Origin of the sequence: Acinetobacter ursingii DSM 16037 = CIP 107286 (assembly GCF_000368825.1) — a bacterium.
In the GTDB taxonomy this organism is placed as follows: Bacteria; Pseudomonadota; Gammaproteobacteria; order Pseudomonadales; family Moraxellaceae; genus Acinetobacter; species Acinetobacter ursingii.
Genome location: NZ_KB849717.1, coordinates 1,386,013 through 1,400,718, shown reverse-complemented (window position 1 = coordinate 1,400,718; position 14,706 = coordinate 1,386,013). Strand labels below are relative to the sequence as shown.

At 41.4% G+C, this 14,706-nt stretch carries 11 protein-coding genes; 4 read left to right on the top strand and 7 right to left on the bottom strand.

From position 1 onward, the window contains the following. Positions 1-49: 49 nt before the first annotated feature. Complete coding sequence (locus tag F944_RS14035; protein WP_004991819.1) at positions 50-1,507, bottom strand: ATP-binding protein; 1,458 nt, start codon at positions 1,505-1,507, stop codon at positions 50-52. 22 nt (positions 1,508-1,529) lie between these two features. Further along, a complete protein-coding gene (ompR, locus tag F944_RS14030) occupies positions 1,530-2,294 on the bottom strand; it encodes an osmolarity response regulator transcription factor OmpR (RefSeq protein WP_004991813.1) in 765 nt (254 codons plus the stop codon). A gap of 580 nt (positions 2,295-2,874) precedes the next feature. On the opposite strand from ompR, the gene F944_RS14025 reads away from it, so the two are divergent. Beyond that, positions 2,875-5,229, top strand: a complete 2,355-nt coding sequence (locus F944_RS14025) for a Tex family protein (protein ID WP_004991812.1) — start codon at positions 2,875-2,877, stop codon at positions 5,227-5,229. Positions 5,230-5,312: 83 nt separating this feature from the next. On the opposite strand, the gene F944_RS14020 is transcribed toward F944_RS14025, so the two are convergent. From F944_RS14020 to F944_RS14005, 4 genes are all read right to left on the bottom strand, one after another. Next, positions 5,313-6,062 carry a hypothetical protein gene (locus F944_RS14020; protein WP_004991811.1) on the bottom strand — a complete coding sequence of 250 codons (750 nt, stop codon included), beginning with the start codon at positions 6,060-6,062 and terminating at the stop codon, positions 5,313-5,315. Then, entirely contained in the window at positions 6,063-6,962 is a 900-nt protein-coding gene (locus F944_RS14015; protein WP_004991810.1) for a DUF2167 domain-containing protein, read from the bottom strand. Positions 6,963-7,126: 164 nt separating this feature from the next. Next, a complete protein-coding gene (locus F944_RS14010; RefSeq protein WP_004991809.1) occupies positions 7,127-8,017 on the bottom strand; it encodes an SDR family NAD(P)-dependent oxidoreductase in 891 nt (296 codons plus the stop codon). Between the two features lie 282 nt (positions 8,018-8,299). Continuing rightward, positions 8,300-9,583: an O-acetylhomoserine aminocarboxypropyltransferase/cysteine synthase family protein gene (locus tag F944_RS14005; RefSeq protein WP_004991804.1), complete on the bottom strand. Its 1,284-nt coding sequence runs from the start codon at positions 9,581-9,583 to the stop codon at positions 8,300-8,302. A gap of 305 nt (positions 9,584-9,888) precedes the next feature. On the opposite strand from F944_RS14005, the gene F944_RS14000 reads away from it, so the two are divergent. Continuing rightward, a complete protein-coding gene (locus F944_RS14000; protein ID WP_004991803.1) occupies positions 9,889-11,610 on the top strand; it encodes a thiamine pyrophosphate-dependent enzyme in 1,722 nt (573 codons plus the stop codon). Between the two features lie 210 nt (positions 11,611-11,820). After that, positions 11,821-13,482: an energy-dependent translational throttle protein EttA gene (gene ettA / locus F944_RS13995; protein WP_004991802.1), complete on the top strand. Its 1,662-nt coding sequence runs from the start codon at positions 11,821-11,823 to the stop codon at positions 13,480-13,482. Between the two features lie 64 nt (positions 13,483-13,546). Here the strand turns inward: ettA and F944_RS13990 are convergent, their stop codons facing one another. Continuing rightward, entirely contained in the window at positions 13,547-13,987 is a 441-nt protein-coding gene (locus F944_RS13990; RefSeq protein WP_004991800.1) for an SEL1-like repeat protein, read from the bottom strand. Between the two features lie 250 nt (positions 13,988-14,237). Here F944_RS13990 and F944_RS13985 point away from each other — a divergent pair, with 250 nt between their 5' ends. Further along, complete coding sequence (locus tag F944_RS13985; RefSeq protein WP_010588593.1) at positions 14,238-14,651, top strand: cation efflux protein, CzcI-like; 414 nt, start codon at positions 14,238-14,240, stop codon at positions 14,649-14,651. Positions 14,652-14,706 lie beyond the last annotated feature (55 nt).

The window sequence follows — 14,706 nt, the reverse complement described above, 5'->3', positions numbered from 1 at the left end:
TCGATTAATGATCTGCATCATTTGTTTGTTGTTTTTTTAGACAAAAGTATTAGAAGCGTTCGGTGAGGCTTTGCTTAATTTTATTAAGTGGATTGACCGATGCTGTGTCATCTTGCAAATGTTTAGGTAGAGGCAGTGAAATGATGGCTTCAAGTCCTCCTTCTGGGCGATTATGAATCAGTAATTCACCCTGATGAATATCCACAATTCGTTTCACGATCGACAGTCCCAACCCGCTTCCTTGTACGGTACGTGCTGCATTTCCCCGAACAAAAGGCTGCATCAAGTCATCAATCTGATCTTCTGGAATGCCTTCTCCATGATCTGCAACGCTGATTAAAATATGTTCATTTTCAACATGGGCACTCAGTTCAATCGGTTCCGCACCATAACGTTTGGCATTATTAATCAAATTGGCAATCAGTCTTTTTAAAGAAAGGCTACGTGCAGGAATAATCGGAACATCCTGTGCCTCAAAACGAATATCCAGTGGTTTAAATTGCACCACCAATTCTTGTAATAAGATATTAATATTGGTTTCGCGCAGTTCTTCATCTGATCCATCACGCATATAAGAAATGAACTGATTTAAAATCGCATCCATATCATCGACATCATAGATTAAACCTTCCCGGAAAAATTCATCGGGCAGCATTTCTGCGGTTAAACGGATACGGGTCAGGGGAGTACGCAAATCATGAGAAATACCCGCCAACATAATGCGGCGATCGCGTTCAGTTTGTTCAAGCGTATAAATCATATGATTAAACGCCTGATTCACTTCACGGATTTCCTGCGGGCCATGATTGGTTTCCAGATAGGGCGCTTTACCTGTTTTACTATATTCATTGGCGGCATTTTGTAAACGACGTAATGGGCGGTTTAACTGACGCACAAGGGTTAAAATAATGATGCAGGCAATAATAGGAACCCCCAATAACCAACCAAAAATAAGCTCAGGGCTATAATTGGCATAGGTTTTAAGCGGTTCACGCACCCAGTTGCCTTTCATTTCTGGTGTTTGAATCCAGATACGCGGGCTGGGTTTGAACTGAAAATAGACGGTTACATCTTTAACATTTAGCTCTTTGGCCAGTTTATCTTCGACATTATTGGTGAAGAAATCTGCAATGACTTTATCGCGGACATTGGGATATTCTTTGGGATTGGTGATGTATTCAATCCCGATCCGATTTTTGAGCCAAGTATCGATATCGACTTCATTATTACGATGAAATATTCGAATATCAGGATTATTGACCAGTTCCAGTTCAACCGCGAGATAACGGGCATGTTGCTGAATTTCAGGTAAATAAAGCGTTCGCCAGAAAAACCACAGTGACATGACCAGACTAAAAATCACCACAAAAACCACCAGCACTGCCGTACGCATTGCAGCAGAGCGTGGTTTTATTTTGTCGAGAAAGCGTTCCCAGCGCGTGCGTTTACGCTCTGAGTAGGCAACAAAATCGGTATAGTCCTGTGGATTAACGGGATCGAGCTTCAATGCATTACCCTACAGTGCCAACTTATTCAGCACCATCTGGTACAAAGACATAACCAATGCCCCAAACAGTTTGAATATAACGTGCACGAGCTGGATTTTCTTCAATTAAACGACGTAAACGCGAAACCTGTACATCGATTGAACGTTCCATTGCTCCCCATTCACGACCACGCGCCAGATTCATGAGTTTATCGCGCGTTAAAGGTTCACGTGGATGCTGTACCAAAGCTTTGAGGACGGCAAATTCACCTGTCGTTAAAGTGACGACTTGACCTTCACGGGTCAGGGTGCGCGTTGATAAATCCAGAGACCACGGGCCAAAACTGACCACTTCCATTTGCTGGCTGGGCGCACCTGGAACTTCACGCACTTGACGGCGCAATACCGCACGAATACGAGCTAGTAATTCGTTTGGATTAAAGGGTTTCGGTAGATAATCATCGGCACCTGCTTCCAGACCTGCGATACGGTCTGAGTCGCTGCCCCGTGCAGTCAGCATAATAATGGGTGTATCAATATTGGACTGGCGTAAACGGCGACAGATACTTAAGCCATCTTCGACAGGTAACATGAAATCTAACACAATCAATGAAAATAATTCTCGTTGTAACAAGCGATCCATTTGAGTGGCATCGTGTGCGGTTTTGACCACAAAACCTTTATCTTCCAAGAACCGTTGTAAAAGGGTGCGTAAACGCACATCATCATCGACCACCAAAATGCGTTCGACACGGTCGGTTTCGTTTTGTACAGCTTCATTATTTTCAGCAGGTACAACTAAACTCATGATGTACTCCCTTAATTTAAGTCAATATTTATAGCTTATTGGATCATTGCAGTATAATGCGGATAGTCTGTTTAAGACTATGTATCAATTTGCTCAAAATTACAATTTTCCGCGTGATTTGAAACCAAAAAACAACATGTTAAAGCGATTTTGCGGTACTTGAAGTTTGCAGCTTTAGGTTAAGGTGATTTTAGCATGCGAGATGTGTCATTTTTTTGATTAAATCCTTGTTTGTTCAATTAAATTTAATCATTTTTAGTTTATTTGTTGTGGGGAAAAGCATTGATGCTGTGCATGATGCAAATATATAAATGCGCGTTTGCAAAAAACATAACTCTTCATTTTCACTGCAATGGGATTGGCAGAAGCGTTGAGCATTTGATTTGAGTAAATAAGTTTAGGAAAAATGTGACTGTCTAGGCTAAAGCTTGAACCAGATCAAATAAAAATGTCTAAAAATTGAAAAAAACACAGGTTTGATTCAAAATTTCGTTTTTAATACGCAAAACAATTGTGGATTTTATAGTCTCGGTCTTTATAATCATTGCTTTTAAACTTTAGCCTTGTGGAATCAAATACGATGACTGACTTAGTTCAGCAGTTGGCAAGCGAACTTGCCGTACGTCCAAACCAAGTAGAAGCTGCCATTCGTTTAATTGATGAAGGTGCGAGCGTTCCATTTATTGCACGTTACCGTAAAGAAGTAACGCAGGGTTTAGATGATACACAACTGCGCCAGTTAGATACCCGCTTGGCTTATTTGCGTGATTTATATGAGCGCCGTGAAAAAGTCATCGAATCATTAAAAGAACAAGACAAACTTTCAGAAGATTTGTTGGCACGGGTCAATGCGGCTGAAACCAAAAATGCGCTAGAAGAAATCTACGCGCCGTATCGACCAAAACGTACCAGTAAGTCGTTTAAAGCAAAAGAAGCGGGTCTGGGTCCTGCCGCAGAAAAAATCCGAAATGAAAATGTTGAACCTGTAGAGGCTTTAGCAGGATTTAGTCATGAAGACTATCCAGATGTTGAAAGTCAACTAGATGCGGTACAGCATATTATCATTGATGAATGGGCACAAAACATTGCTTTAACCACAGCGCTCAAAGCACTCTTTGCAAAAACTGCGATTTTGAAAAGTTCGGTGGCGTCTGATGAGAAAAAAGAAGTCGGTAAAAAATTCCGTGACTATTTTGAGTTTTCTGAAAACCTAAATAAAGTCCCATCGCATCGTTTATTGGCGATGCTCCGTGGTCGTCAGGAAAATGTACTGGGCTTAAAAGTCGATGGTGAAGATGAAGCACCATTGGCGCAAATTGAAACTGAATATAGTCTTGAACAAATTCAGCCCCAAGCACGTCAGGATTTTTTAAAGCAAACGGCTAAATTATTCTGGTTGGGTAAAATCCGTCCACAAATTGAACATTCGTTGCTGACTGAAAAGCGTCTTGCTGCTGAAGCAGAAGCAATGGAGGTTTTTGCTGAAAACTTGCGTCATTTACTCTTGTCTGCGCCAGCAGGTGGTCGTACCACTTTAGGTGTTGATCCTGGGATTCGTACTGGCGTGAAACTGGCGGTAGTGAGTGATGCGGGCGATGTCTTGGCACATAGCACCATTTATACATTTGCACCTAAAGAAGACAAAGAAGGTTCGATCGCTGAATTGGCGCGTTTGTGCCGTGAATACAATGTCGATTTGATTGCAATTGGCAATGGCACGGCGAGCCGTGAAACAGAAGCGGTGGTTGCAGAAATGATGACCGCAAACCCTGACCTCAAACTGACTCGGGTTAGCGTCAGCGAAGCGGGTGCTTCGGTGTATTCAGCCAGTGAATTGGCGGCGGCTGAACTTCCAGAGTTAGATGTCTCCATTCGTGGTGCGGTCTCGATTGCCCGTCGTTTGCAGGATCCTTTGGCTGAACTGGTCAAGATCGATCCAAAATCGATTGGTGTGGGGCAATATCAACATGACGTGAACCAGACAGGTTTGGCTAAAACCTTGGACGCAGTGGTTGAGGATTGTGTAAACGCCGTTGGTGTTGATGTCAATACTGCATCATCTGCAATTTTGGGTTATATCGCAGGTTTAAATAAAGCTATTGCCCAGCAGATTGTTGAATATCGTAAAGAAAATGGTCAGTTTGAAAATCGTCAAGCTTTGAAAAAAGTGCCACGTTTAGGCGAACGTACTTTTGAACAGGCAGCAGGATTCTTGCGCATTCAGAATGGTTCAGAGCCATTAGATGCCTCTGCGGTACATCCAGAAAGTTATGGTTTGGTGGAAAGAATAGTCGAAGCCAAAGCAACCACGGTGAAAGATATTATTGGTAATAGTGAAATTATTCGCCAAGTTAAAGCGGATGAATTTGTCGATGACCAGTTTGGTTTACCTACCGTTCAGGATGTATTGGCAGAGCTTGAAAAACCAGGTCGTGATCCGCGTCCAGAATTCCGCACGGCTAAATTCCGTGAAGATATTACTGAAGTGGCACAATTAACTGAAGGTATGCAGCTTGAAGGTGTGGTGACGAATGTCACTAACTTTGGCGCATTTGTCGATGTCGGTGTACATCAGGATGGTTTGGTTCATATTTCTGAATTGGCCAACGAATTTGTTTCTGATCCACATAAAGTGGTCAAACCGGGTCAAATTGTACAAGTACGTGTACTCACCGTCGATGCTGAACGCAATCGTGTCAATTTAAGTATGCGTCCTGAAGGTTCACAGCCTCCTGTAAAAGCACAGCGCCCACCACGTCGTGATCAACAAGAGCAACGCGAAGAACGTAAACCACAAGCTAAACGTCCGCAAGCGGCGCGTCAAAATGATCAGGCGAAAAAACCACAACGTCCTAAACAGGATAAACCACAAGACAATAAAATTGGTGGATTCGGTGCATTGTTATTGCAGGCAGGGATTAAAGGATCGAAGTAATTTCTGAGTTTGTATATTGCTTTGCTTGATGTGATATACATCCAAATTGAATCATAAAAAACCTCTCTCAAATGAGAGGTTTTTTATTCTTGTTCAGAAGATATTAATAGTTGATTCAGTTCATATTCTTTCTCATGGAGTCGCGTTAGTTGTTCATTGGAAAGGTTATGATTTGTTTTTAATAAAGCGATATCTTTGATAATTTGGGTGATTAAAACTTCAAGTTGGGGTGACTGTAAAAGTTTTTGCGCTAGCTTTAATCCTTCTGTTTGAATGGCATAATTTAAACTTATTTTTTTGACAAGGTTTAGAGCAAAAGGCGGGCAAAAAAGACTATCTAAAAACAGTAGCAATAGGGTTTTAGGACGAAGAGATAATGTTTTGCGCTGCAAAAAAATCATTAAAATATTGATGAGATTAATGGCATAAATAACAATAATAATGAGCGCAATAAGAGTATGTGATGCTTTGCCAATAATTGATAAAGGCAGTGCGATAAGCGTCAAAATAGCGCCAATTGTATTTAAAAATTGAATCAATTTAAGCTGTTGAGCTAGGTTGTAAATTATCTCAATATCGGCTGGAACAATAGGTGCTGTCTTGTTCTGCGTTTGCCATTTGACTTTGAACAGTAAGGTTGATGGAAAGAATAGTGATGGAATAAATAAAAACTTTTTTCCAAATGAATAATTGAGAGAAACAGTTTGAACATAAAAAGAGGATCGTGATCCTTTACTTAAAAAGAATTCATTAAAATAACAAAGGTGAGCCGAGTCATATACATATAACCCGACTAAAGTGAATACAAACAGATAGTCAGTATCTAAAAACATTTAGGATTTATTGCGTTTAAACAAAGATGCAATCCAGCTGCCTACTGCAACCACACCAACCGCTACAAATTTCCACGCGGCTGCAAAAAAAGCTGCAATTGCTGCCCACAGGCCTTTTTTGGTTGCAACGACAGCTGCTCCACCTGCAATCAGTGCTGCTAGACCATATTCTGCAACTTTATCTCCTGCTTTATATTCTGAATATTTTTCTCCAGCATTAAAGTCAAAACCAGTCAGAGTTTGCTTAAATTCTTGAATATTTTTGGTTAAATGTTCTTCATCGGAAATTAATGTCGCACTCATGACTCCAGTGCGTCCGAGTAGACGAATGGTATAGTTAATCGTGTCGTTGTTATTTTCATCGCGTACTTTAAGTGCCCATTCCAGTTGTTTGGTTTGTTCATCATAATGAGGAGGGACAGACCAGCCCACTGTATAAAGTTTGGTCAGGCCTAAGCGTTGACGTTCTTCATTGGCAGGGGCATCGGATTCTTTGAGTTGCTTAAGTAATGCATCGGCATCGATTTTCTCATCATCTTTAACATAGCCTGATGGATCAAAATCAAAGGTTGCCCACCATGAATTATCTGCCGCGACTAAGATATTGGTGCTTCCTGTTGCTAAATTGTCTGTCAGCTCCAGAAATTTGTCTGAATTTGTCGTGTCCAAGAAACCTTCATCTTTTAAGGTCTTAATTGAGGCTACTTGCGCAATATTTTCTTTTTCAGGACCAATATGCCAATCAAGTTTTGACATCGGATTTTCTTGTTGAGCCGATGAGGAGGTATTTTGTGTGTCTGCTGGTTCTGCTGCAAAATTAGGGGTTACAATAAAATTCATACTCAAAAGAATGGCATAGCAAAGCGGTTTTAATGCCGAATTTTTTTTGGCTGTAGACATAATGTACTCACATTTTTTTTAAATTTTTGATGAATTAATAATCTATTTAAATAAATTATGTGTGAATTTTAAACTAATTTTATCATTTGTTAAAATATATTTTATTTTGTTTTTATTTTGTATGGTTGCCGCCATGACATGATCACAGCGGCATGATTTGAAATTTACCAATGCTCTCCAGGGAAAATTCGAGCATAGGTCTTTTGCATCCAGTTCAGTTTTTCCTGTTTTTTGCCCACTGCTGCATCTGAACTTGGGAACAGGTTAAATCCAATCGACATCAATAGGTTATTGACTTCAGGCACCAAAGAGTAAGTGACTGAGGCCAAACGACCTAAATTCGTCGCAATACGTTTAGGACGTTTTACAACGGCATAAGCGATGAGATCTGCGGCCTGATCTGGTGAAAGAGTAGGAACATAATTATAAATTTTGGTCGGTGCAATCATCGGCGTACGAACCAAAGGCATGTAAATCGAGGTAATCGAAATTTTATGCGAATGCACTTCGGCCGATAGACAACGACTAAATGCATCCAGCGCAGCTTTAGATGCCACATAAGCCGAAAAACGAGTTGCGTTGGCCAATACACCAATCGAACTAATATTAATAATCTGACCACCTTTACGGTTAATCATATGAGGTAAAACATTTAAAACCAAACGTACTGCACCGAAATAATTGAGTTGCATAGTACGTTCAAAATCATGGAAGCGGTCGATAGATTCATGCACAGCACGACGTATAGAGCGCCCAGCATTGTTGATCAGAATATCGATATGCTCGACTTTCTGTATGATTTCTTTGGCAACACGATCAATGGCTTCCATGTCACTCAAATCGCATGGAAAGATTGATGCTTTACCACCTGCTTGAACAATCTCGGTCTGTACTTGTTGTAGTGTATCCTGAGTACGTGCGACTAATAGCACATGAGCACCTGCGGATGCCATTTTCTTTGCGACTGTTAAACCGATACCACTAGATGCACCAGTGATCAGAATAACTTTATTTTTGACATTCTCTTGGAAAAGAGTTTCAAGTTTTTTATTCACGCGTTTTTCCCTGAGCTTTGAGCTTAAATCCAAAAGCTTTACTTGTTTTTTTACCGCCTTAGACGTTTTGGTGAATGAATCTATTCAACCAAAGTCTAGGTGATTATTATTGGATTTAATTTTAAAAAAGTCTATAGTTAAGCCTATGAATTTACAAATGTTTTTAGAGTAATTGCTCTAATATTAAACTATACTTGGTTCACTTTTAACATAAAAAAATGCCCTTATATAATAAAAAAAGTCCGCATTAAAGCGGACTTAGTGAGTACTTTTTACTTTTATTTAGACGCTTGCCAAAGCTTGATCCAGATCTGCAATTAAATCTTCAATATGTTCAATCCCAACAGATAAGCGAACCATGTCTTCACTTACCCCTGCGGCTTTAAGCTCTTCAGCATTTAACTGGCGGTGAGTGGTGGTCGCAGGGTGGCAAGCCAGACTTTTTGCATCGCCAATATTGACCAGACGGGTAAACAGTTGCAATGCATCAATAAAACGTGTGCCGCCTTCACGACCATCTTGAACCCCAAAGGAAAGTATCGCGGAGGGTTTACCTTTCACGTATTTTTGTGCCAGTGCATGCTGAGGATGATTTTTTAAACCCGCATAATTGACCCATTTGACTTTGGGATGTTGTTGTAAATATTCGGCAACTTTAAGCGCATTTTCAGTATGACGTTCCATGCGTAAAGATAAGGTTTCAAGTCCTTGTAAAATCAAAAACACGCTCAGTGGACTAATCGCAGCACCTGTATTACGCAGTGGGACCACGCGGGCACGAGCAATATAGGCGGCTGGGCCTAAGGCTTCGACATAATTCACGCCATGATAGCTTGGATCGGGAGTATTCAACACTTTAAAACGTTCAGGATATTGTCCCCATGGAAACTTACCGCTGTCTACAATCACACCACCAATGCTATTGCCATGACCACCAATATATTTGGTGAGTGAATGCACAATAATATCTGCGCCAAAATCAAACGATTTCTGAAGTACAGGCGTGGCGACGGTATTATCCACGACCACAGGTACACCATATTCATGTGCAATCTTGGCAATCGCTTCCAGATCAATAATATTACCCAGTGGATTGCCAATCGATTCGACAAAGACCAGTTTGGTTTTATCATCAATTAATGCACGTAAACTTTCAGGTTGTTGGTAATCAAAAAAACGAACTTCAATGCCTTGTTTGGGTAGAGTGTGCGCAAATAAATTATAGGTTCCACCATACAAGGTCGATACGGACGCAATATTATCGCCAGCTTCCGTAATGGTTTGAATAGCATAAGTAATCGCGGCCATACCCGAAGCCAAAGCCAATGCGCCAATCCCCCCTTCAAGCGCAGCAATCCGCTGTTCCAGTACCGCGGTGGTCGGGTTCATAATCCGCGTGTAAATATTCCCCTGAACTTTTAGATCAAATAAATCTGCCCCATGTTGCGTGTTATCAAATGCATAAGAGGTAGTTTGGTAAATTGGAACAGCCACTGCTTTGGTGGTCGGTTCTGGGGAATAGCCTGCATGAATAGCAAGCGTTTCATCTTTATAGGTCTGTGTCATTTTATTTTCCAGTGATGCATAAAAATCAAGCAAGGTTGTGTTTTAACATATTCTTTATGATTAATTTATCTATTTTTTAGGAACAGTCATCTTTTTATTTCATAACAACTGGCTGTGTATGCGCTTCATTCATCCATACACATGTCCTCAATAAAACCTGTAAATGTCGGGGTTTTTTATTTTAAGTTTCCGATTACATTGTACCTAAATAAAAGTACAAAAACCTACTGGCGAGGACAAAACGGCAGGAACACTATAAAAAAATTGGTTTAATTCATGATAAAAAAAGCTGGAGAAGTCAACTAATGAGTAAGCAAAAAGTATCTGATATTATTATCGAAGTGCTTGAGCAAGCGGGTGTACAGCGTTGTTATGGCATTGTGGGCGATACCTTGAATCATGTGACCGATTCGATGTCAAAAAGCAGTATTGAATGGATTCATGTTCGTCATGAAGAAGTGGGTGGGTTTGCTGCGGGTACGGATGCTTTATTGAGTGGACATTTGACGGCTTGTGCGGGGTCTTGCGGGCCGGGTAGTTTGCATTTTATTAATGGTTTGTATGAGTCGCATCGCAATCGCGCCCCGGTCATTTTGATTGCCAGTCAAATTTCGACTGAAATGGCGGGGTTTATTGATTTCCCTCAATATGTTGATTTTAAATCGGTATACGAAAAAAACTCGGTATTTTGTGAAGAGATTACCCAAGCTTCACAAGCTCGGCATATTATGAGTATGGCTTGTCAGGCTGCGATCAATAAACGTGGTGTTGCAGTAGTAATTGTCCCCGCCAATATCAGTGAAGCTTCGGCTGAAGCAGGTTTGCCTTTTGTGCCGCGCCATGCTGAACCTGATATTTTGCCAAATAAAGCTGAACTGCATCAAATGGTTGAGCTTATTTCACAGCATCAAAAAATCGGGATTTATGCAGGTGCAGGCTGTGAAGGCGCTCATGATCAGTTAGTCGAGTTTGCTGAAAAATTAAAAGCGCCGATTGCACACACTTCACGTGCCAAAGACTTTGTAGAATATGATAATCCTTACAATATGGGCATGACCGGGATTTTTGGTAATAAAGCGGGTTATCACACCTTAATGGATTGTGATTTATTGATTCTGCTGGGTGCCGATTTTGCTTGGGCACAATATTATCCAAGCCATGCCAAGATTTTACAAATCGATATTGATCCAACGCATTTAGGACGACGCCACCCGATAACGCTAGGTGCGGTCGGTAAAATTTCATCTACTTTGAATGCTTTGTTACCGTTGTTGCAAACGCGACAGGATCGAGCTTTTCTGGATCATTGTCTGGAACTTAAACACCAAAGCGATGAAATTCGACAGAAAGAAGAGCGGGTGGGTAAAGAGGGTTTGATCCATCCACAATATTTGGTGTCTTTGCTCAATCGTTATGCCGATGATGATGCGATTTTCTTTGGTGATGGGGGTTCCCCAATGGTATGGGTATTACGTCATGTGGATGTCAATGGCAAACGCCGTACCTTTACCAGTTTGTTACACGGTACCATGGCTAATGCCATGCCTCAGGCGCTGGGCGCACAAAAAGCGTTTCCACAACGTCAGATCATCGCACTGTGTGGCGATGGTGGTTTAGCCATGTTATTGGGTGATTTACTCACCACTATTCAGGAAAAATTGCCAATCAAAATCGTCGTGTTTAACAATAGCTCACTAAATTTTGTCGAGCTCGAACAAAAAGTGGAAGGTTTGCTCGATCATTATACCGATCTGCTCAATCCAGACTTTGGCAAGCTGGCGAGTGTCATCGGACTGCATGGACAAACCGTGACCCACGGGGATGGCTTAGAGCAGGCAGTGGAAAATTTCTTAAAACATGATGGCCCTGCCTTACTGGATGTACATACCAATCCAATGGAATTGGTCATGCCACCCGATCCAAATTTGAATCAGGTCTCCTCAACCTCTCTCTATGCCATTAAGGCGTTGATGTCTGGTCGTGTCGATGATGTCAAAAATTTATTGGTCAATAATTTTGTCAAATAAAGGCTGAGTAGAAACAGTCTCGCGATTCATTAAAAATGCATGATTTTTGAGTCATGCATTTTTATATCAGGAAACAACTTCGTCGACATTTCTCAGTCATAAAGTCGGATTAAACTCAATCACGCCTTATTTTTTTGCCGTATTCAGCATATAATAACTGCTATTTTTCGCTCACTGCGATGTATTGGTTTTTCTATTGAGGAGTCCTAAGTGGCCCAATATATTTATACGATGAACCGAGTATCCAAGATGGTGCCGCCGAAACGCGAAATCCTCAAGGATATCTCATTATCATTTTTTCCGGGTGCTAAAATTGGTGTGCTCGGCTTAAACGGTGCAGGTAAATCGACTTTGCTCCGTATTATGGCGGGCGTGGACAAAGATTTCTCAGGTGAAGCTCGTGCACAGCCGGGTATTAAAATTGGCTATCTTGAGCAAGAACCCCCACTCGATCCTAATAAGGATGTGCGTGGCAACGTGGAAGATGGCGTACGTGAAGCGCTAGACGCTTTAGAGCGTTTAGATCAGGTCTTTGCAGAATATGCAGATCCCGATGCAGACTTTGACAAACTGGCCAAAGAACAAGAAAAACTGGAAGCGATTATCCAGACTTGGGATGCACACAATCTCAATAACCAATTGGAAATTGCAGCGAATGCCTTGAATCTACCAGCATGGGATGCCGACGTTTCTTTGCTTTCTGGTGGTGAGCGCCGTCGTGTGGCATTGTGTCGTTTGCTTTTGTCTAAACCAGATATGTTGCTTCTCGACGAACCAACCAACCATTTGGATGCCGAATCTGTATCTTGGTTAGAACGTTTCTTGAAAGATTTCCCTGGCACCATCGTGGCGATTACGCATGACCGTTATTTCCTAGATAACGTGGCCGAGTGGATTCTGGAGCTTGACCGTGGACATGGTATTCCTTATCAAGGCAACTATTCTTCTTGGCTGGAACAAAAGAATGCCCGTTTAGAGCAGGAACAGAAACAAGAAGAATCGTTTGCTAAAGCATTGAAGAAAGAACTGGAATGGGTTCGTTCAAATGCCAAAGGTCAGCAAAAGAAAAACAAAGCACGTATGGAACGCTTTGAAGAGTTGAACTCGAAAGAATTCCAGCAACGTAATGAAACCTCTGAAATCTACATTCCACCTGGCCCACGTTTGGGTAACAAAGTGGTTGAAGTGGAAGGGATCAGTAAGTCATTTGATGGTCGTTTACTGTACGAAAATCTGACCTTTACTGTGCCACCGACTGCGATTGTGGGGATTGTGGGGCCAAACGGTGCGGGTAAAACCACGCTATTCCGTATGATGACAGGTGAACAGCAACCTGATACAGGTACGGTAACACTGGGTGACTCGGTGAAAGTGGCCTATGTGGGTCAGATTCGTGACACTTTGGATAATGACAAAACTGTTTGGGAAGAAGTTTCTGGCGGTTTGGATATCTTAAAAATCGGTGATTACGAAATTGCCTCACGTGCTTATATCGGTCGCTTTAACTTTAAAGGGCAGGATCAGCAAAAACGTGTAGGTGAATTGTCGGGTGGTGAACGTAACCGTTTACAACTTGCTAAGATCCTACAGATGGGTGCCAACGTGATCTTACTGGATGAACCATCGAACGATCTGGATATCGAAACTTTACGTGCGCTTGAGGATGCTATTTTGGTATTCCCGGGTACGGTGATGGTGGTCTCGCATGACCGTTGGTTCCTAGATCGTATTGCGACCCATATTTTGTCATTTGAAAACGAACAGCCAGAATTCTACACGGGTAACTATGCAGAATACGAGGCTTACCGTCAGTCGCGTTTAGGCGACGATGCGGTACAAAAGCGTAGTAAATATCGAAAAATTACAGGTTAATTGCCTATCAATAAAAAACCAGCTTTCGGGCTGGTTTTTTTTGCTTAAAGTTTTTTTGAAAAAACTAAGAAAAGGCAAGTTGGCTATAAGCATCATATAGGCAGCGTTTGGCATCAGGATGACCATCTTTGGCGGCACGTTTCAGCCATGTTTCAGCTTTACGATAATCGCGATCCAGACCCAGTTGACCATTTAAATAACCAAGCCCCATTTTATACTCAGCTTCTGGATGGCCACGTAAAGCAGATCGTAAAAAACACCAGATGGCATTGCGTTCATTGAGATAAGCAAAGCTGGTTGCATGTGAAACATGATCGTGGACACGACGATAAATCTGATGACGCATGTACTGCTGATATTGGTCGTTTAGTGCCAATTGTTCAAAATAGAGACCCTGTTGATATTCTTGCTCTGCATCAGTATCTAAAAGTAAAAATACATCATTTTTAGAGTCTTGCGCTTGAAACAACAGTGTCCATACTGTTTTTAGATAATCAAACTTCATAATACGCTCCTTGTTGCTCATCAATTAAGCTAACACTTTCAATATAATCCAGTTTTTTAATGAATGCATAAATTTCGTGTAACAAGCAATGAGTTTGTTGGTCAACTTTTAAAAAGTATTACACTTCACATAAATAAGCGTTCAAAGTGACGTGGTTTGGTTATAAAACATTAAGTATTTTGGTGAAATGTAATTCTATTACACCGACTGCTATTGTTATATTAGGGCGCATTTTGAGTTTATGGTGCTTATGAAGCGTTCGTTATTGATGGCAATTTTGCTGAGTTTGTTCATGTTTCAGAGTTTATGGAACGTGGCAGCGGCTTTTTGCGCGCATGAAACGGCTTCAGGTTCTGAATATAATGCGATTCCATATCATTTTGGGCATCATCTTGATGCCAGTGTCGGGCAGGTATCTGACCATCATCAGCTAAAAACAGATACTGCGAATTTCAAAACCACCACACACCCTGCTGCGATCTGGATGGATCATCATGATCATTTACCTAGCTGTCTGCATATCGTAGTGGCTGAAACTGAACAAAATGCACTAGAACCCTTCAGAACGGGTCACTTAACTCGCTCAGTTTACGATTGGGCGAATTTCTATCAGTCGCCGCATCTTATTGGATTAAATCCTCCTCCTGTTGTAACCCCGCTATAGGTGGGGTAGCCGAAAAATAACCCACCTTTTCAATGATCAAAACATGATTAAAGCG